Raw genomic sequence first — 18,227 nt, forward strand, 5'->3', positions numbered from 1 at the left:
ACGATGAGTCACTTTCTTGACCGCCTTTCCCACTTTCGCCTGCCGCGCGAACCGTTTGCCAATGGCCACGGCCAGACCACGGGCGAAGACCGCACCTGGGAAGACGCCTACCGCAACCGCTGGGCGCACGACAAGGTGGTGCGCAGCACGCACGGCGTGAACTGCACCGGCTCGTGCAGCTGGAAGATTTACGTGAAGGGCGGCATCGTCACCTGGGAAACCCAGCAGACCGACTACCCCCGCACCCGCTGGGACATGCCCAACCACGAGCCTCGCGGCTGTGCGCGTGGCGCCAGCTACAGCTGGTACCTGTACAGCGCCAACCGCGTGAAGTACCCCATGGTGCGCGGGCGCCTGCTGGAGCGCTGGCGCGCCGCGCTGCGCGTGGCCAAAGACCCGGTGTCGGCCTGGGCCGTGATCGTGGAAGACCCGCAGGCCCGGCGCGACTACCAGCAGGTGCGCGGCATGGGCGGCTTCGTGCGCTCCACCTGGGACGAGGTGAACCAGCTCATCGCCGCGGCCAACGTGTACACCATCAAGCAGCACGGGCCCGACCGCATCATCGGCTTCTCGCCCATTCCGGCCATGAGCATGGTGAGCTACGCCGCTGGCAGCCGCTACCTCTCGCTCATTGGCGGCGTGTGCATGAGCTTCTACGACTGGTACTGCGACCTGCCCCCGGCCAGCCCGCAGATCTGGGGCGAGCAGACCGACGTGCCCGAGTCGGCCGACTGGTACAACAGCTCGTTCATCATCGCCTGGGGCTCCAACATCCCGCAGACGCGCACGCCCGACGCGCACTTCTTCACCGAGGTTCGCTACAAGGGCACCAAGACGGTGGCCATCACGCCCGATTACTCGGAAGTGGCCAAGCTGTCTGACCTGTGGCTGCACCCCAAGCAAGGCACCGACGCCGCCGTGGCCATGGCCATGGGGCACGTGGTCCTCAAAGAGTTCTACTTCCCCGACAGCGGCCAGCGCAGCGCCTACTTTGACGACTACGCCCGCCGCTACACCGACCTGCCCATGCTGGTCATGCTCAAAGAGCAGACCCTGCCCGACGGCCGCGTGGTGCAAGTGCCCGACCGCTACCTGCGCGCCAGCGACTTCAACGGCCAGCTCGGCCAGGACAACAACCCCGAGTGGAAGACCGTGGCCTTTGACACCACCGGCAAGGCGGTGCTGCCCAACGGCTCCATCGGCTTCCGCTGGGGCCCCGAGGGCCGCGAAGACGCGGGCAAGTGGAACCTCGAATCGAAGGAAGCGCGCGGCGGCGCCGAGGCCAAGCTCAAGCTCTCGGTGATGGAAGACGGCGCGCAGAACCACGAGGTGGTGGACGTGGGCTTCCCCTACTTCGGTGGCCAGGCCAACCCGCACTTCACCGGCAACACCGGCACGGGTGACGTGAACCACGCCCGCGTGCCGGCCGTGCGCCTGCGCCTGGGCAAGGCCGGCGAAGAGCGCTACGCGCTGGTGGCCACGGTGTTCGATTTGCAGGTGGCGCAGTACGGCATTGACCGTGGTCTCGGCTCAGGAGCCGCCAGCTACGACGACGACGCCCCCTACACCCCCGCCTGGCAAGAGCGCATCACCGGCGTGCCGCGCGAGCAGGTGGTCACCGTGGCGCGGCAGTTCGCCGACAACGCCGACAAGACGCGCGGCAAGTCGATGGTGATCATCGGCGCGGCCATGAACCACTGGTACCACGCCGACATGAACTACCGCGGCGTCATCAACCTGCTGATGATGTGCGGCTGCATCGGCCAAAGCGGTGGCGGCTGGGCGCACTACGTGGGCCAGGAAAAGCTGCGCCCGCAAACCGGCTGGACGGCGCTGGCCTTCGCGCTGGACTGGATTCGCCCGCCCCGCCAGCAGAACAGCACCAGCTTCTTCTACGCCCACACCGACCAGTGGCGCTACGAGAAGCTGGGCATGGACGAGATCGTGAGCCCGCTGGCCGACAAGGCCGCGTTTGGCGGCAGCATGATCGACTTCAACGTGCGCGCCGAGCGCATGGGCTGGCTGCCCAGCGCCCCGCAGCTCAAGACCAACCCGATCGAGGTGGTGAAGCACGCCACCTCGGCCGGCATGGACCCGAAGGACTACGTGGTCAAGGCGCTGAAAGACGGCAGCCTGCAGATGAGCTGCGAAGACCCCGACGCGCCGCAGAACTGGCCACGCAACCTGTTCGTGTGGCGCTCCAACCTGCTGGGCTCCAGCGGCAAAGGGCACGAGTATTTCTGCAAGCACCTGCTGGGCACCGAGAGCGGCGTGCAGGGCGACGGCCTGGGCGCCGATGACGCCAAGCCCGCCGAGGTGAAGTGGCACGAGCAGGCGCCCGAGGGCAAGCTCGATCTGCTGGTGACGCTGGACTTCCGCATGAGCACCACCTGCCTGTACAGCGACATCGTGCTGCCCACGGCCAGCTGGTACGAGAAGAACGACCTCAACACCAGCGACATGCACCCCTTCATTCACCCGCTCAGCGCGGCGGTGGACCCGGTGTGGCAGGCCCGCAGCGACTGGGAAATTTACAAAGGCTTCGCCAAGGCCTTCAGCGAGGTCTGCGTGGGCCACCTGGGCGTGGAGAAAGAGGTGGTGCTCACGCCGCTGATGCACGACACCCCGGCCGAGCTGGCCCAGCCCTTTGGCGTGAAGGAATGGAAGAAGGGCGAGTGCGAGCTGATCCCGGGCAAGACCGCGCCGCAGATCACCGTGGTGGAGCGCGACTACCCCAATGTGTACAAGCGCTTCACCGCCCTGGGCCCCTTGATGAACAAACTGGGCAACGGCGGCAAGGGCATTGGCTGGAAGACCGAGCTGGAGGTGACGCAGCTCGGCCAGCTCAATGGCACCACGGCAGAAGAGGGCGCCACCCAGGGCATGCCCAAGATCGTCACCGACATTGACGCCTGCGAGGTGATCTTGCAGCTCGCGCCCGAGACCAACGGCCACGTGGCGGTGAAGGCCTGGGAGGCGCTGGGCAAGGCCACCGGGCGCGACCACAAGCACCTGGCGCTGTACCGCGAAGACGAGAAGATTCGTTACCGCGACATTCAGGCGCAGCCGCGCAAGATCATCAGCTCGCCCACCTGGAGCGGCATCGAGAGCGAAACGGTGAGCTACAACGCCGGCTACACCAACGTGCACGAGCTGATCCCATGGCGCACCCTCACCGGGCGCCAGCAGTTCTACCAGGACCACCCCTGGATGATCGCCTTCGGCGAGGGCTTCAGCAGCTACCGCCCGCCGGTGGACCTGAAGACCACCGACGAGGTGCAGGGCCGCAAGTCCAACGGCAACCCCGAGATCGTGCTGAACTTCATCACCCCGCACCAGAAGTGGGGCATCCACAGCACCTACAGCGACAACCTGCACATGCTCACGCTCAACCGCGGCGGCACCGTGATCTGGCTGAGCGAAGACGACGCCAAGAGCGCCGGCATCGTGGACAACGACTGGATCGAACTCTTCAACGCCAACGGCGCCGTGGCCGGCCGTGCGGTGGTGAGCCAGCGCGTGAAGAACGGCATGGTGATGATGTACCACTCGCAGGAAAAGATCATCAACACCCCGGGCTCGGAAATCACCGGCGTGCGCGGTGGCATCCACAACTCGGTCACCCGCATCGTGCTCAAGCCCACCCACATGATCGGCGGCTACGCGCAGCTGAGCTACGGCTTCAACTACTACGGAACCATCGGCACCAACCGCGACGAGTTCGTGGTGGTGCGCAAGATGAAGAAGGTGGACTGGCTCGACACGCCACGGGATGACTACCTGGCCAAGGCTTACCAAGCTCAAGGAGAGAACCCATGAAAGTGCGCGCACAGATCGGCATGGTGCTGAACCTGGACAAGTGCATCGGCTGCCACACCTGCAGCGTGACCTGCAAGAACGTGTGGACCAGCCGCCCGGGCGTGGAATACGCCTGGTTCAACAACGTCGAGTCCAAGCCCGGCATCGGCTACCCCAAGGAATGGGAAAACCAGGACAAGTGGAAGGGCGGCTGGGTGCGCAAACCCGACGGCTCCATCGTTCCGAAGCAGGGCGGCAAGTGGTCGCTGCTGATGAAGATCTTCGCCAACCCCAACCTGCCGCAGATCGACGACTACTACGAGCCCTTCACCTTCGACTACGACCACCTGCAGTCGGCCCCCGAGATGCAGCACGCGCCCACCGCGCGGCCGCGCTCGCTCATCACCGGGCAGCGCATGGAGAAGATCGAGTGGGGCCCCAACTGGGAAGAGATTTTGGGTGGCGAGTTCAGCAAGCGCAGCCAGGACGCCAACTTCGACGGCTTCCTCGAAGCGCAGAAGGCCATGGTGGGGGAGTTCGAGAACACCTTCATGATGTACCTGCCGCGCCTGTGCGAGCACTGCCTGAACCCGGCCTGTGTGGCGTCCTGCCCCTCGGGCTCGATCTACAAGCGCGAGGAAGACGGCATCGTGCTGATCGACCAGGACAAGTGCCGCGGCTGGCGCATGTGCGTGAGCGGCTGCCCCTACAAAAAGATTTACTACAACTGGAAAAGCGGCAAGGCCGAGAAGTGCGTGTTCTGCTACCCGCGCATCGAGGCCGGCCAGCCCACCGTGTGCAGCGAAACCTGCGTGGGCCGCATCCGCTACCTGGGCGTGCTGCTCTATGACGCCGACCGCATCGCCGAGGCGGCCAGCGTGGAACAAGAGGTGGACCTGTACCAGGCCCAGCTCGACATCTTCCTCGACCCGAACGACCCGGCCGTGATCGAGCAGGCCCGCGCCGACGGCATTCCCGACAACTGGCTGGAGGCCGCGCGCCACAGCCCGGTCTACAAGATGGCCGTTGACTGGAAGGTGGCCCTGCCCCTGCACCCCGAGTACCGCACCCTGCCCATGGTCTGGTACGTGCCGCCGCTCTCGCCCATCACCGCCGCCGCCAACGCGGGCACGGTGGGCATCAACGGCGAGATTCCCGATGTGTCGCAACTGCGCATTCCGGTGAAGTACCTGGCCAACCTGCTCACCGCTGGCGACACCTTGCCCGTGGTGCGCGCGCTGGAGCGCATGCTGGCCATGCGCGCCTACCAGCGCGGCAAGCACGTGGACGGCGTGGTCAACCACCGCGTGCTGGAGCAGGCCCAGCTCAGCGTGGCCGAGGTGGAGGCCATGTACCGCGTGATGGCCATTGCCAACTACGAAGACCGCTTCGTCATTCCCACCAGCCACCGCGAGTACGCCGAGAACGCCTTCAACGTGAAGGGCGGCTGCGGCTTCAGCTTCGGCAACGGCTGCTCGGAGGGCAGCACCGAGACCAGCCTGTTCGGCAGCGAGAAGAAGCGAACCATCCCCATCAAGGCCACGTTCTGAGCCGGAGCCCTGTCATGAAAACCTTTTTCAGCCCTCCGGGCCAGACCACCAAAACGCTGCGCGTGCTCTCGCACCTGCTGCGCTACCCCGACGCCGAGTTTCGCCAGCACGTGCCCGAGATGATCGAGGCGCTCACGCTGGAGGCGGCGCTGCCTTCCACCCGCGTGGGCGAGTTGGCGCAGTTGCTGCTGCGCCTGCACCAGCGCGACCCACTGGTCACCGAGGCCGAGTTCGTTGAGCTGTTTGACCGGGGGCGCGCCACCTCGCTGCACCTGTTCGAGCACGTGCACGGCGACTCGCGCGACCGTGGCCCGGCCATGATCGACCTGTTGCAAACCTACGAGAAGGCCGGGCTCTACCTGGAAGAAGGCGAGTTGCCCGACCACCTGAGCGTGCTGCTGGAATACGCCTCCACCCAGCCACCGCGCCAGGCGCGCGAGCTGCTGGGCGAGACGGCGCACATCCTGCGCGCCATCTTCAGCGCCCTGCTCAAGCGGCAGAGCCCCTACGCCAGCGTGCTGGCCGCCGTGCTGGAGCTGGCCGGCGAAAAAGCCGAAGCGGTGCCCGTGCCAGACGACGCGCCGCTGGACGAGAGCTGGGACGAGCCCCCCGTGTTTGGCGGCTGTTCCACCGAAGGTCAGGCCCGCCCCGGCCAGCCCCAACCCATCCGGGTCGTGCGCAACGGCCCCACCCAACGCCAAGGAGCGCAGGCATGAACACGCTGCACAACTTCTTCTTCAACGTCTATCCCTATGTCTGCCTGTCGGTGTTCCTGATGGGCAGCCTGGCCCGCTTCGACCGCGACCAGTACACGTGGAAGAGCGACTCCTCCCAGCTGCTGCGCGCTGGCCAGTTGCGCTGGGGCAGCAACCTGTTTCACGCGGGCATCCTGTTCCTGTTCTTCGGCCACAGCGTGGGCCTGCTCACGCCGCACTGGGTGTACGAGCCCTTCATCACCCCGGCGCAGAAGCAATTGGTGGCGGTGGTGGCCGGTGGCGTGGCCGGGGCGGTGTGTTTTGTGGGCCTGTCGCTGTTGCTGCACCGGCGCATTTTTGACCCGCGCATTCGCCTCACCAGCCACCGCACCGACCTGTTCATCCTGGTGATTCTGTGGGTGCAACTGGTGCTGGGCCTCATCACGCTGCCCTTCTCGCTGGGCCACAGCGATGGCACGGTGATGCTGGCCTTGTCTGACTGGGCGCAGCGCATCGTGACCTTCCGGCCCGATGCCAGCGGCCTGGTGGCGCTGGACTGGCCCTACAAGGTGCACCTGGTGCTGGGCATGACCATCTTCCTGCTCTTCCCCTTCAGCCGCCTGGTGCACGTGTGGAGCGGCTTTGGCACCCTGGCCTATGTGCTGCGGCCCTACCAGGTGGTGCGCAGCCGCCGCGTGGGCCTGCCCACCGCCATGGGCGCCCCACCGCGCCAGAAGGGGCACTGACATGAACGCCACCACCTGGGAAACCAGCCCCTCGGGCTGCTGCGGCGGCAGCACCAGTGGCAGCACCAGTGCCTGCGGCTGCGCCACCGAGGCCACCGCCGTCGAGGCCGAGCGCCCTAGCGTCAACGGCATCCCCTTGCTGGCGCCGGGCCAGCAGGTCGGCCCCGACGAACTGCGCCAGCGCGCCGTGGCCGAGCTGCTGCGCCAGGAGGCCGTGCGCCTGGGCCGCCTGAGCGCCATGCGCCCGCCCGTGGCCCCGGCCATGGGCGAGGCCGAGCAGCGCGCCATCGAGGCCCTGCTGGACGAGGCCGTGACCGTGCCCGTGCCCGACGAAGGCGCCATGCGCCGCTACTACGTGGCCCACCACCGCCACTTCGTGGTGGGGCAGGCCCTGCACGTGCGGCACATCCTGTTCGCCGTGACACCGGGCGTGAACGTGCACGCCCTGGCACAGAAGGCAGAAGGCGTGCTGCTGGAGTTGTGCCGCCAGGGCACGCCAGAGGCGCGCTTTGCCGAACTGGCGCGGCAGTGGTCCAACTGCCCCAGTGGTGCCGAGGGCGGCGAGCTGGGCTGGATCGGCCCCGACGACTGCGCGCCCGAACTGGCCAACGAACTCTTCTTCCAGCGCGACGCCGCCTGGGGCATGGGCGTGCACCCGCGCCTGGTGCACACCCGCTTTGGCCTGCACATCGTGCAGGTGCTGGGCCGCCGCCCCGGGCGCACGCTGGAATTTGACGAGGTGCGCGAGCGCATTGGCCTGCAGATGCGCCAGCAGGCCCAGGCCACCGCGCTGCGCCAGTACCTGGCGGTGCTGGCCGGCCAGGCCGACCTGCGCGGCGTTGACCTGGAGGGCGCGTCGTCGCCGCTGGTGCAATGAGCCCGCCGCCCAACGCCGACGACGAACTGCTCTCGCGGCTGCGGCGTTTTCGCTCGGACTACTTCACCCACCACCAGCAGCGCTTTCAAGACCTGGTGGCTCAGGGCCAGCACCCCAAGACCCTGTTCATCGGCTGCTCCGATTCGCGCCTGGTGCCCTACCTGCTGACGGGCGCCGGGCCGGGCGAGTTGTTCATCGTGCGCAATGTGGGCGCGCTGGTGCCGCCCTACGACGGCAGCCACGGCTGGCACGGCACCATGGCCGCGGTGGAATTCGCGGTGCTGCAGTTGCACGTGGAGCGCATCGTGGTGTGTGGCCACAGCCACTGCGGCGCGGTGCGCGCGGCCTACGAAGGCGTGCCCGACGAGGCCCGCGCCCTGCGCCAGTGGCTGCAGCTCGCCAATGAGGCCTTGTTGCCCGTGGTGCCCGGCCCCGAGGCCTTGCGCCGCACCGAGCAGCGCGCGGTGGTGCTGCAACTTGAACGCCTGATGGACTACCCCATGGTGCGCCGCGAGGTGGAGGCTGGGCGCCTCACGCTGCACGGCTGGCACTACGTGATCGAAGACGGCGAGGTGCATGTGTTCGACGTGCAGGCCGGCGGCTTTGTGCCCGCCTCGCAGGCCGAGCACAGCGGCACCGGCCCCTATCGCCCCGCCTCGCCCTACGTGGAACACGACGGCCAGGTGCTCCCGCTCTGAACCCCTTTGTTGAGGCCCCACCCACCATGAACATCCTTCACTACGACGACCTGCTGAGCGCCGCGCGCCAGCAGCCCCAGCCGCAGCGCCTGCTGTTCGTGTTTGCCCAGGTGGAACTGCCCGACGACGCCAGCGCGGACGAGCGCGCGCGCTTCGAGGCTGGCGAGGGCGGCGCGCTGGCGCCGCGCCTGTGCGTGGCCAAGGCACCCGAAGACGGCACCTCGTTCGCCGCCCTGTGCGACGAGGCCGATGGCATGGACACGCAGTGGTCGCTGGTGGTGAGCGCCGCCCTGGGCGGGCAGCGGGGCCAGCCGCCGTCTGAACAAGCGGTGGACCAGGCCCTGGAACAACTGGTGGGCCGCGTGCAGGCCGGCGCGCTGGACGGCCTGCTGGTGTTTGACCGCCGGGGCGAGGCGCTGTCGCTCAGCGCCTGAGTTCGCTTGGCCGCGATCAGCGGTTCGGGCCGCCCGGCAAGGGGCCAGGCCCGCCGCCGCCAGGGCCGCGGCCGGCGCCAGTGCCTGGGCCTATGCCACCGCCGCGCATCGGTGGCTGGTCGGGCAGGGTGATGCCGCGCTCGCGTGCGCGCAGCACCATTTGCTCGTGGTGCTCTTGGCGCAGGCGCTCGCGCTCTTCCGCGGTCTTGGCGGTTCGCATGCGCTCGCGGTAGGCCTGGCGCTCTTGCGTGGTCATCATTTGCGAACCGTAGATGGGCGCGTCGTCGGCGTAAGGCCCGGCGGGTGCCTGCGCCGAGGCCGAACCCAGTGCCAGCAACAGGCTGGCGATGGCGGTGGTGTGCTTCCAAGACATGGTGTGGCTCCTTGACGTGAGGGGAAACCGGCGCCTGTGTGGCGGGCTGAAACCAGTGTGCCCAGCGCCGGTGGGCACCACAAGGCTGGGCGAGGGGTAAATCGCGTTTCGTTGAGGGCACTCAAGGGGGCGGTGTGCCGCGCTGCCGACACTGGGGTCGTCCGGTGCCGCTTGGGTGCCGCGCAATTCCCTCAACTTCCATGGAGTGGTTCATGTCTTTTCATCGAAAGCAACATTTGTTGGGTGCCCTGTTGTTGACCGCTGTCGGCCTTGCCTGGGCGGCCGGCGCGGGGGGCGGTGGCGGCGGCGGTGCGGGCGGCGGCGGCGCTGGCGCCGGTGCCGGGGGGCCAGCAGGGGCCACCAAGAGCCAGACGCAGGCCACCACGCGCGACCAGATCAAGACGCAAGAGCAGTTGCTCACGCACACCCGGGCGCAACTCAAGGCACAAGAGCAACTGCTCACGCAGACGCGCGACCAGATCAAAACGCAAGAGCGCTCGCTGGATCAGGTGCGCGACCAACTGAAAACCCAAGACCAGACCCGCGCGCGCGACCAGTTGCAGACGCAGGAACAAACCCACCTGCAGACGCTGGAGCAGCTCAAGGCGCAGGAGCAGTTGCAGCTCAAGACCCGCGACCAGCTCAAGACCCAGGAGCAGGTGCAGCTCAAGACGCAGGAACAGTTGAAGGCCCAGTGACGGGCCACTGAGCGCATGGCCGGGCCTCGCCTCAAGTCAGCAGGCGAGCGCCCCAGGCCGCCAGGCCAAACCCCAGGTTGTAGATCGCGTGCAGCAGCACGCCGGGCCACACGCTGCCCAGGCGTTCACGCAGGTGCCCCAGCACCAGCGAGGGCAGCGCCACCGCCAGGGCCCAGGGCAGGGGCTGGTGGGGCAGGTGAAGGGCCACGAACAGCCCCGTGGTGAGGGCATTGGCCAGGCTCAGCGGCCCCAGGCGCAGCGCGACACCGCGGCGTGTGCTCAGGCCAAGCGCCAGGCCTTGCACCAGGCCGCGCAGCACCAGCTCTTCCAGCAGTGGCTGCACCAGCACCAGCGACAGCCACGCCCAGGCACCCACCGGTGCCCGCATGTGCGGGCCCACCACCAGGGCCAGCGCCACCCACACCGGCAGGGCGGCCCAGCAGGCCAGGCGCCAGTGCCGGTCTTGCCACCAGCCGGCCACGGGCCGCCGCAGGCCCGCCTCGCGCGCCAAAGGCCTCGCCCACGCGCGGGGCGTGGGCGAGGCCGAGGGAGGGGCGCTGGGCGAACTCACTTCAGCACGGTGAGGCCACCTGCGCCTGCGGCCACGTACACCCGCCCGTTGTGGATGGCGGTGGCGCTGGCCCCGCCGACCACGCCGTGAATGGCCATGAGCGAGGGCTGGGCCACGTTGCTCCAGTCGAGCTTCACCACACCGGCATCGCCATAGGCCACGTAGAACAGCAGGCGGGGCTGCGACAGGGTGTAGACCGTGCCGTTGCCGTCGCGCAGCGGCACCCCGGCCGGGAAATACTGCGGCGTCATGTACAGGGCGCCGCCGTCCACGGTTTCGTAGCCGGCGAGCTTCTGCAGCTTGAAGTAGCCCACGGCCAGGGGGCGGCACTCGGCAATGCCGCCTTGCTTGGCGCTGAGCTTGGTGGGGTCCACGCCAGCGCACTCGGGCTTGATGTCGCCCGCAGGCTGGATCAGGTCGGCCATGCGGTAGGCCACCAGGCCGAAGCTGTCGTAGCTGAAGTAGGCGATGTCGCCGATCACGTGCACGTCCACGCTCTTGCCGTCGGCCGAGCCAAAGGCGTTGTCGTCGTCGGCCTTCAGGGGCTCGAAGGTCTTGACGAGGTCACGGCTCACGTCCAGGGCGATGCCACGGTCCAGCCGCTCGGTCATGTCCACCACCGAGACGCCATAGGCCCCGGCGGCCACCACGGCGTACTTGCGGTTGGTGGCCGGGTTGGTCCACAGCTTCACCGAGGCGGCGCGGCCCACGGGGGCCTTGCCGGTGGTGGCGCCGCCGATGTTGTCCACCACGTGCAGGCCGGTGGCCGGGTCGACCGTGGTGTCGTACACGGTGAGGCCGTTGTTGCCGTCGGCCACGATGGCGTAGCGCCCGTGGAAGGTGACGCCGTAGGCGTGGTCTTGCCCGCTGATCTTCACCGTGCCCACGCTGCCGGCTTCGGTGTTGTGCTCAAAGATGTTGCCGGCCGCGTCCAGCAAGCGCGGCGCGCCCACTTGTGCGGCACCGGTGTTCACCGCCGTCACGTTCAGGCGCCGCATGCCCAGGCTCTGGCTCATCACGTAGGCCTGGTTGGGGTCGGCGCCAAAGGCCACCTTGAAGGCATGGGGCGTGGGCATCACCGAGCCGGTGGGGTACTCGCTTTGCAGCGTGTTGGCCACCAGGTGCAGGTCGTCGATGGGGGTGAGGCCGTTGGCGATGCGCCAGACGCTCACGCCATGCGGCCCGTCCGCCAGGTAGAGGTGGTCGCCCGACACGGTGACGCCTTCGGCATGGCCCACCGCAATGGGCTGGCCAGGCGAGCCGTCTTCATAGGCGCCCACCTCGTTGGTGCTGACCAGGTTCACCGGCACGGCGAAGCGGTTGGCGGGCTCGACACCGGCCGAGGTGAGGTCGATCAGGTCCACAAAGCTCACGCCGCCCGCGCCCGACGATTCCACTAGGTCCACCTGGCCGGCGGCGGCGGGGTCCATGCCGGGCATGAGGAACAGCGAGCCACCGTGGCCGTTGATCTCGCCCGTGACCAGCATCACCGGGGCGCTGTAGTTGCCGTTGCTGGCGGTGAGGAAGCGCGGCAGCGACTCGTCGCCCACGGGCACGGGGGTCATGTCGTAGGAGGTGACGAACTCGTAGTCGGGCCAGTAGACGCGGGCGTCGGTGTTGTTGTTGAACGGGCCGCCGGCGTTGCGCCACTGCGTGGCGGGCGCTTCGGCGCCGCTGACCACCACCAGGCCGGCGAAGTGGTCGGTGTAGTAGGCGCGGTATTGGTTGCCGCCCACGGTGGTGGGCACCACGCGCACGTCCATCACGCCGGCTTCCTTGAGCATGCCCGAGCCGAAGTGGGACAGGATGCCTTTCTTGTCCACGTTCACCGGGGGCTCGTCAGGCCCGTGCGCGGGCGCGGCGGGCACATAGCCCTGGTAGGCGGGGTTGGCGCTGTCGGTCAGGTCCACCGCCACCAGGCCGCTGAGCGAGTAGGCGATGTAGGCCATGGTCTTGCCGCCGGGCAGGTCCACCAGGTCCAGCGCGCGGGCGTTGTAGTAGTACTTGCCGTAGCGGTCGAACTCGGCCCAGGGGTAGGAGGGCAGGTCGTTCTTCTCGCCCAGCTCGGCGGCGGCCTGCAGGTGGGTGGGCATGCCGTCGGCGTCCACGCCGCCGGCCACCACGTCCACGTTGGTGCCGGGGCAGGCGGGCTTGCGGTTGGGGTAGCCGAACCAGTCTTCGTTGCTGCTGCAGTCGGCGTAGAGGTTGTAGGCGCCCAGGCGGTTGAGCGTGGTCTTGTCGTACACGCCAATGCCCAGGAAGCCCAGCGCCGCGTAGAGCTTGCCGCCGTGCAGCTTCAGGCTCAGCGGGCCGCCCCAGGGGTTCTCGCCGGCGTACTTCAGGGTCCAGGCGCCGCTGTCGATGGGCAGTGCGCCGCTGCCTTCGGCGTTCATCAGGTTGGCAAGTGCTGTCTTCTGGATGCCGAAGGCGGTGTTGGCGATGTAGAGCTGGTCATCGGTGGTCTCGGGCGTGCCCTGGTCGTCCACCAGCAGGTCGTTCACCGGGCCACCGGTGCGCGGCTCGGTGGCCGCGGGCTCGGTGAACACGGTGCCGCCGCCGTCGGAGTAGGTGTACTCGGGCGTGAGGTAGTTGACCGTCATGGTGCGCACCAGCGACATGGCCGCGGGGTTGGTGATGTCCACCACGCCAATGCCCTTGCCGCCCATGGACAACAGTGCGTAGTTCTTGCCGCCCCAGCCCTGCACCAGCGTGATGTGCTGGATGTAGCCGGGCACCACGACCTCGTGCACCGCGCCCTGGCTCATGCCCACGGGCGTGGCCGCGAAGCGGTTGGCCATGGTGTAGAGCGCCCAGTCGGTGCTGCCGTCGTTGTAGCGCTCCACGTCCTGCGTGCCGCCGCCGATCTGCGCGGCCAGGGTGTCGATGTTGGCCTCGATGATGGTGATGGGCTCGGGTGGTGCCACGGTGGCGTCTCCACCGCCACCGCCGCAGGACACCAGCGCGAAGGCGCTGAGCAGGGCGGCCAGTGTGGGCAGTGGTCTGAGCGGTAAGCGGGTGGGGTGTGGCATGGGGGCCTCCTGATGTGGGTCTTGGGTGAATGGCCGGGGGCGCTGGTCAGCGCCCCCGGGTGCAGAGGCGCGGGCGTTTAGCCTTGGCGTGAGCGCTTGGCGCGGCGAACCTGGCGCAGGCCCATGGCCAGCAGGGCCAGCAGGCCCATGCCGGGCAGTGCCGGGTCGATCGGGCGCTGGCCGCTGGCCGCCGTGCAGCCTCCGCCCTCGTCCACCGGGGTGGGCGTGGGCGTCACGACAGTGGGTACCTCGAAGGCGCCGATGTCGGGCGTGGCGTCGCGGGTGGTGCCGCGCTGGTCCACGGTGGCGCTGGTGTCGGCAGTGCCTGCCCCGAGGGCGGGGCTGCCCGCCAGCAGCGCGTGGGTGAGGGTGGGGCCGCCGTTGTCGGCCAGGTCGCCCAGCAAGGCCGCCACCTCCTTCTTGTCGCTGGCACTGGTGAGCCAGCCGTTGCAACTGGCGTCGCTGCTGAGGTTGGAGGCCACCGAGCTGACAGGCAGGCCGCTGCCGGTGACGCCGCAGTTGGCCGAGGGCAGGGCCGCGATGGCGGCGGCGTCCATGTCGGCCACCCAGCCCTTGCGGTTGCCTGAGAGCAGCACGTTCTTCAGCGTCACGCTGGTGCCGCCGCCCGAGGCCGGGAAGAGGTTGATGCCCGAGCCTGCGCCAGTGGAATCGGCGCCAGCGAGGTTGTTGGCAATGGTCACGAAGAGGAGTTGCGCCGACCCGTTGGTGTAGAGCCCGGCGCCCACGTCGCTGCCTTTGTTGCCGCTGATGGTGGAGTTGACGATCTTCATCGTCACGCCCGCGCGCCCGCTGATGGCGCCACCCCCCACGGCCGTGTTGCCGCTGAGCGTGCTGCCGCTGATGGTGACGCTGTTGCTGCCGGTGCCGAAGAAGCCGCCACCGCCTTCCGAGGTGTTGTCGCTGATGGTGCTGGCGGTGATGGTGGTGTTGCCCTCGTTGTAGATGCCGCCGCCGTTGGTGCTGCCGGTGTTGTTGCGCACGGTGCTGCGCGTCATGGTCATGGCGCCGGCGGTGTAGATGCCGCCGCCATCGCCTTGCGCGCTGTTGTTGTAGACCGTGACGTCGGTCAGCTTGAGCGAGTAGGTGGCCCCGCCTTCTTCGCCGCCATCGGGGCGCTGGCTGCCGCCACGCCCGGCGGCGTTGGCGTCACCGGTGACGTTGGGGTCCACCAGCACGATGGCCGCGGCCGGCCCCACCGCAATGCCACCGCCGGCGCGGCGCAGGTAGTAGCGGGTTTCCAGCGCGCCCGAGCCCGAGGCTGGGCCAGCCTTGATGTCCACCTGCTGCGGCGAGCCGTTGCGCACCGTCACGCCTTGCAGTTCCACGTTCACCGTGCCGGTATCGGCGATCACATGGAACACGCGGTCGCCCGTGAGTTCGGCGTTCCACTCAATCACGGTGCTGGCGCTGCCCGCACCGACGAACTTCACGCTCTTCTGCAGGTCAAGGTCGCCCCGCGTGGCATCGGGGGTGTTCACCACCACGGGCACGCTGGCCGGGTCGCTGGGGTTGGCGTCGGTGTAGGTTTCGTCGATGCCCTGCTTGGTGAGCGTGTAGCTGCCGGCGGGCAGCACGATGGTGTCGTTGGTGCCGTAGGCCTCGGTGACCACGGCCACGCAGTCGCCCATGTCGGCACCGGCGTTCACCGACAGCACCGCCTCGCGCAGCGAGCACTTGCCGTCACTGGCCACTGCGGCGTCGGCGGCGGTGGGGTCCACGGTGATCGTGGCCGCCATGGCAGCGGGCAGGCTGGCGGCCACCAGCAGGGTGCCGCCCGCCAGGCGGCAGGCGGCGCGGATGGGGAGCAAACGGGCAAGGGGCTTGCGGTTGCTTGGGTTCATGGCAGTTTCTCCAATGGGTTGGTGGGCAAGAAAGGGGGAAGGGCCTGTCAGCGGCGGCGGCGGGCGCGCAGGCCAGCCCAGGCCAGCAGCGCCAGCAGGGGCAGGGCGGGGTCAAGGGGGCGTGGGTCGCTGGTGGCGCTGCAGCCACCGCCCTCGTCCAGCGGCACGACGACGGCCTGCGGGTCGGGCACGAGCGAGATCTCGCCGCTGGCGTAGGCCACGTCGCTGGTGTCGCCGTCAAGCGGGCGCTGGCTCCACACGCCAAAGAAGCGCTGGCCATCGGGCCGGGTGGCGATCTGTGCCTCGTAGGCGGCCTCGTCGTCTTCAAACAAGGCACCGCGCGCCTGCGAGTAGCGAACGGGCGATGAGAAGGTGCGCGCACCGTCCACGCTGGCGCCGATGAAGATGCCCTGGTCGGTCACGGCGCTGGTGGGCGTGCTGCCCACCGGCACGTTTTCTTGCGTGCCCCAGGCCACGTAGACCACGTCGGCGTTCTGGCAGAGCGTGGGGTCGGTGGTGGTGGCAGCGGCCGGGTCGCCGCTGGGGCAGGCGCTGGCCGAGCCCTTGGGCGTGCCGAACAGGCGCGGCTCGCGCACGTTGATGCGCTTGTCGGTGATGCCGCTCACGTTGCGCGGCACACCCCAGGCGGCGCTGTCCACGTTGTACTGGCGCAGCCAGAAGTTGTAGTGGTCGGCCTGGGTGCCCAGCGCGGCCAGGTCGGCCGCGTAGGAATAGCCCACCCACAGGTCGCGCCCGCGCAGCAGGGCGCGGTGGGCCAGGGCGTTCTCGGCGGCGTTCAGCTCGGTGTCATCGCCCAGGCCGTTGTCGCTGGCCGTGACGCTGGCGCTGCGGCTGCTGACGTTGATGGCCCGTGCCTGCGCCAGCGCGGCGGCTTCGGCGTACACCGAGGTGGTGCAGTTGGTGTCCACCGCCGGGCTCAGGTGCTGCGGCTTGATGGCCACGGTGCTGGCGTCGGCCGAGCCGGCCAGGCGCAGCACCACGTCGGCCGGGCCGCCTTCGTTGGCCACGCCCTCACGCCAGAAGATGGCCAGTTGAATGCCCCCCGCGCCCGCGTCGGCCGCGCCCTGGCTGACAAAGCGCACGCGGCGCGCGTTCTTCGCCGGGTCAGAGATCACGCAGCCACGGCGGTCGTTGGTGGTGGCGTCGCCGTCCACCGGCACGGGCTTGTTGTAGGTGAAGCTGTGGTAGCGGATGAACTTGCCCACCGACGCACCGGCCGAGCCCTTGCTTTCTTCGTAGGCCACGATCACCTGGTTGCCCACCTGCCCGATGTTGGCGCGCGAGGCACCGGCGTCGCCGGTTTCCACCGTGGCCACGTCAATCGCCGCGCCCGTGCCGTCGTACAGCTCAGGCGCGGCCTCGTTCAGCTCGGGGCCCAGGCGGGTCTGGTTGTCGGTGAGGCGCACCGGGGTGGACAAGGTGAAGTCGTTGGCCGTGATGGGCTCGGCGCCGGTGTTGTCGCTCAGGTTGATGCCGGCATAGGCGTACCAGATGTCAGTGCCCAGCGACACCTTGGCGCCAGAAGCGCCGTCGCCCGGCCCACCGGCCTCGCCCAGTTGCAGGCCTGAAGGGTCTTCCTGCCACGAGAGCACGGCCTGGCCCAGCTTGGTCTCGCTGTTGAGCTGCACGCTGCTGGCGTCTTGAATGGCGTCGCGCTCGCCGGTGCTCAACTGGCGCGGTGCCGCCCAGGTGGCGCCGCTGTCGGTGGAGTGGCTCACCCACACGCACGAGAAGGGAATCACCCGCCCGCCGTCGCGCTCGCCATAGCGCACGCCGCGCTGCACCGAGGGCTGCACGCCGGGCTGAGACAGGTCACCATCCGGGCAGTGCTTGCCCACCCAGGTCACCACCACCAGGCTGCCGGCGGCCTTCACGTTGGGTTTGTCGATGTCGCCCCAATAGGGGCTGGGTTCGCCCAGCGTGCCGCGCCAGTCAAAACTGCCGCTGCTGGCCAGCAGGGCCGAGCCCGACACGTTCAGCGGGGCCGACCAGTCGCTGGCCTGCTCGCAGCTCACGCTGGCGCTGGGCACGCAGCGGCGCACGAACACATCGCGCGCCGGGCGTTCCACGGCGGCCTTCACGTCGTACACCAGGCCGGCCTCGGCGGGGCTGTCGCCATAGATGGCCAGCAGGCTGCCATCGGCCATGCGCTGCAGCTTGGGCTTGTCGCCATGTGAGCCCGTGCTCAGCACCACCGGGTCGTTCACCCGCACCTGCAGCGCGGCATAGGCCACCAGGGTGAGCGTGGCGGCCAGGGTGCCCGTGGCCAATGGTTTGATCTGCATGTTCCCTCCGACGGGTTGCCTCTTCCTGATGGGCAATGTCGAAGGTGGCGCAGGGCTCACCGCTGAGCGTTCTCAATGGTGTTCGATTTGATTGCGCAATCGATAGATCTTGAGAAGACTCAATGCTTGGCGTGGTGCTCGTCCACACCATGGGTGCCCTTTTCGAGAGGACCGGCGATGGGAAATCTGTCTTTGTGGTGCCCCAGCTTCAGCGTGCGCAACGCGCGCGTGGACGAGCAACACATCGAGCTCATGGCCATGAGCGACGAGCTGCTGGCCTGGCTGGGGCGTAGCCGTGTGCCCGACCACGACCTGGCCCACCTGCTGCAGGAAATCGCCAGCCTGAACGCCAGCCACACCCGGCTGGAGGCCGAGCTGCTGGCGCGCAACCAATGCCCCACGCTGGCGCAGCACCAGCGCCTGGCGGCGCAAGGCGCAGCGGCCTTGCAGGCTTGGGTGGCCGATGCGCGCGGTGGTCAGCTAGACCGGCCGGCCCTGGCGGTGTTTCTGGGCGCGTGGATGGTGAACCACCTGATCGAGACCGACCTGCCGGTGCGCGACTACCTGCACGAATGAGGGTGGGCGCTCAG

14 protein-coding genes are annotated in these 18,227 nt (G+C 68.7%); 9 read left to right on the plus strand and 5 right to left on the minus strand.

The window, feature by feature from the left end; genetic code table 11:
- Positions 1 to 3 precede the first annotated feature (3 nt).
- The 7 genes from ACE3RQ_RS07265 to ACE3RQ_RS07295 are packed head-to-tail and all read left to right on the plus strand — an operon-like array spanning position 4 to position 8,798.
- Entirely contained in the window at positions 4 to 3,819 is a 3,816-nt protein-coding gene (locus tag ACE3RQ_RS07265) for a nitrate reductase subunit alpha (protein ID WP_374521291.1), read from the plus strand.
- On the plus strand, positions 3,816 to 5,348 hold the full coding sequence (narH, locus tag ACE3RQ_RS07270; protein ID WP_374521292.1) for a nitrate reductase subunit beta: 1,533 nt from the start codon (positions 3,816 to 3,818) through the stop codon (positions 5,346 to 5,348). Before ACE3RQ_RS07265 ends, narH begins: the two co-directional genes overlap by 4 nt.
- A gap of 14 nt (positions 5,349 to 5,362) precedes the next feature.
- Positions 5,363 to 6,064, plus strand: coding sequence for a nitrate reductase molybdenum cofactor assembly chaperone (gene narJ, locus ACE3RQ_RS07275; RefSeq protein WP_374521293.1), 702 nt, complete (start codon positions 5,363 to 5,365; stop codon positions 6,062 to 6,064).
- Complete coding sequence (gene narI, locus ACE3RQ_RS07280; RefSeq protein ID WP_374521294.1) at positions 6,061 to 6,789, plus strand: respiratory nitrate reductase subunit gamma; 729 nt, start codon at positions 6,061 to 6,063, stop codon at positions 6,787 to 6,789. Before narJ ends, narI begins: the two co-directional genes overlap by 4 nt.
- A 1-nt stretch (position 6,790) precedes the next feature.
- Positions 6,791 to 7,666, plus strand: coding sequence for a peptidylprolyl isomerase (locus ACE3RQ_RS07285; RefSeq protein WP_374521295.1), 876 nt, complete (start codon positions 6,791 to 6,793; stop codon positions 7,664 to 7,666).
- Positions 7,663 to 8,364, plus strand: coding sequence for a carbonic anhydrase (locus tag ACE3RQ_RS07290; RefSeq protein ID WP_374521296.1), 702 nt, complete (start codon positions 7,663 to 7,665; stop codon positions 8,362 to 8,364). Before ACE3RQ_RS07285 ends, ACE3RQ_RS07290 begins: the two co-directional genes overlap by 4 nt.
- Before the next feature lie 26 nt (positions 8,365 to 8,390).
- A complete protein-coding gene (locus tag ACE3RQ_RS07295) occupies positions 8,391 to 8,798 on the plus strand; it encodes a ribonucleotide reductase subunit alpha (RefSeq protein WP_374521297.1) in 408 nt (135 codons plus the stop codon).
- Between the two features lie 16 nt (positions 8,799 to 8,814).
- Here ACE3RQ_RS07295 and ACE3RQ_RS07300 read toward each other — a convergent pair whose 3' ends face one another.
- On the minus strand, positions 8,815 to 9,171 hold the full coding sequence (locus ACE3RQ_RS07300; RefSeq protein WP_374521298.1) for a hypothetical protein: 357 nt from the start codon (positions 9,169 to 9,171) through the stop codon (positions 8,815 to 8,817).
- 212 nt (positions 9,172 to 9,383) lie between these two features.
- On the opposite strand from ACE3RQ_RS07300, the gene ACE3RQ_RS07305 reads away from it, so the two are divergent.
- The gene (locus ACE3RQ_RS07305; RefSeq protein ID WP_374521299.1) at positions 9,384 to 9,869 is read left to right on the plus strand and encodes a hypothetical protein; all 486 of its coding nucleotides are present in this window, start codon (positions 9,384 to 9,386) and stop codon (positions 9,867 to 9,869) included.
- Positions 9,870 to 9,900: 31 nt separating this feature from the next.
- On the opposite strand, the gene mrtJ is transcribed toward ACE3RQ_RS07305, so the two are convergent.
- From mrtJ to ACE3RQ_RS07325, 4 genes are all read right to left on the minus strand, one after another.
- Complete coding sequence (gene mrtJ, locus ACE3RQ_RS07310) at positions 9,901 to 10,440, minus strand: JDVT-CTERM system glutamic-type intramembrane protease (protein WP_374521300.1); 540 nt, start codon at positions 10,438 to 10,440, stop codon at positions 9,901 to 9,903.
- Positions 10,437 to 13,469 carry a hypothetical protein gene (locus ACE3RQ_RS07315; RefSeq protein WP_374521301.1) on the minus strand — a complete coding sequence of 1,011 codons (3,033 nt, stop codon included), beginning with the start codon at positions 13,467 to 13,469 and terminating at the stop codon, positions 10,437 to 10,439. The genes mrtJ and ACE3RQ_RS07315 overlap by 4 nt, the downstream gene beginning before the upstream one ends.
- 77 nt (positions 13,470 to 13,546) lie before the next feature.
- The gene (locus tag ACE3RQ_RS07320; RefSeq protein WP_374521302.1) at positions 13,547 to 15,331 is read right to left on the minus strand and encodes a choice-of-anchor Q domain-containing protein; all 1,785 of its coding nucleotides are present in this window, start codon (positions 15,329 to 15,331) and stop codon (positions 13,547 to 13,549) included.
- Positions 15,332 to 15,378: 47 nt separating this feature from the next.
- Positions 15,379 to 17,637 (minus strand): choice-of-anchor O protein, encoded by a 2,259-nt coding sequence (locus ACE3RQ_RS07325; RefSeq protein WP_374521303.1) that lies wholly within the window; start codon positions 17,635 to 17,637, stop codon positions 15,379 to 15,381.
- A 177-nt stretch (positions 17,638 to 17,814) separates the two neighbouring features.
- On the opposite strand from ACE3RQ_RS07325, the gene ACE3RQ_RS07330 reads away from it, so the two are divergent.
- Positions 17,815 to 18,213, plus strand: coding sequence for a hypothetical protein (locus tag ACE3RQ_RS07330; RefSeq protein WP_374521304.1), 399 nt, complete (start codon positions 17,815 to 17,817; stop codon positions 18,211 to 18,213).
- The last annotated feature ends 14 nt before the right edge of the window (positions 18,214 to 18,227 follow it).

The organism is Hydrogenophaga sp. (genome assembly GCF_041913525.1).
GTDB lineage: Bacteria > Pseudomonadota > Gammaproteobacteria > Burkholderiales > Burkholderiaceae_C > Hydrogenophaga.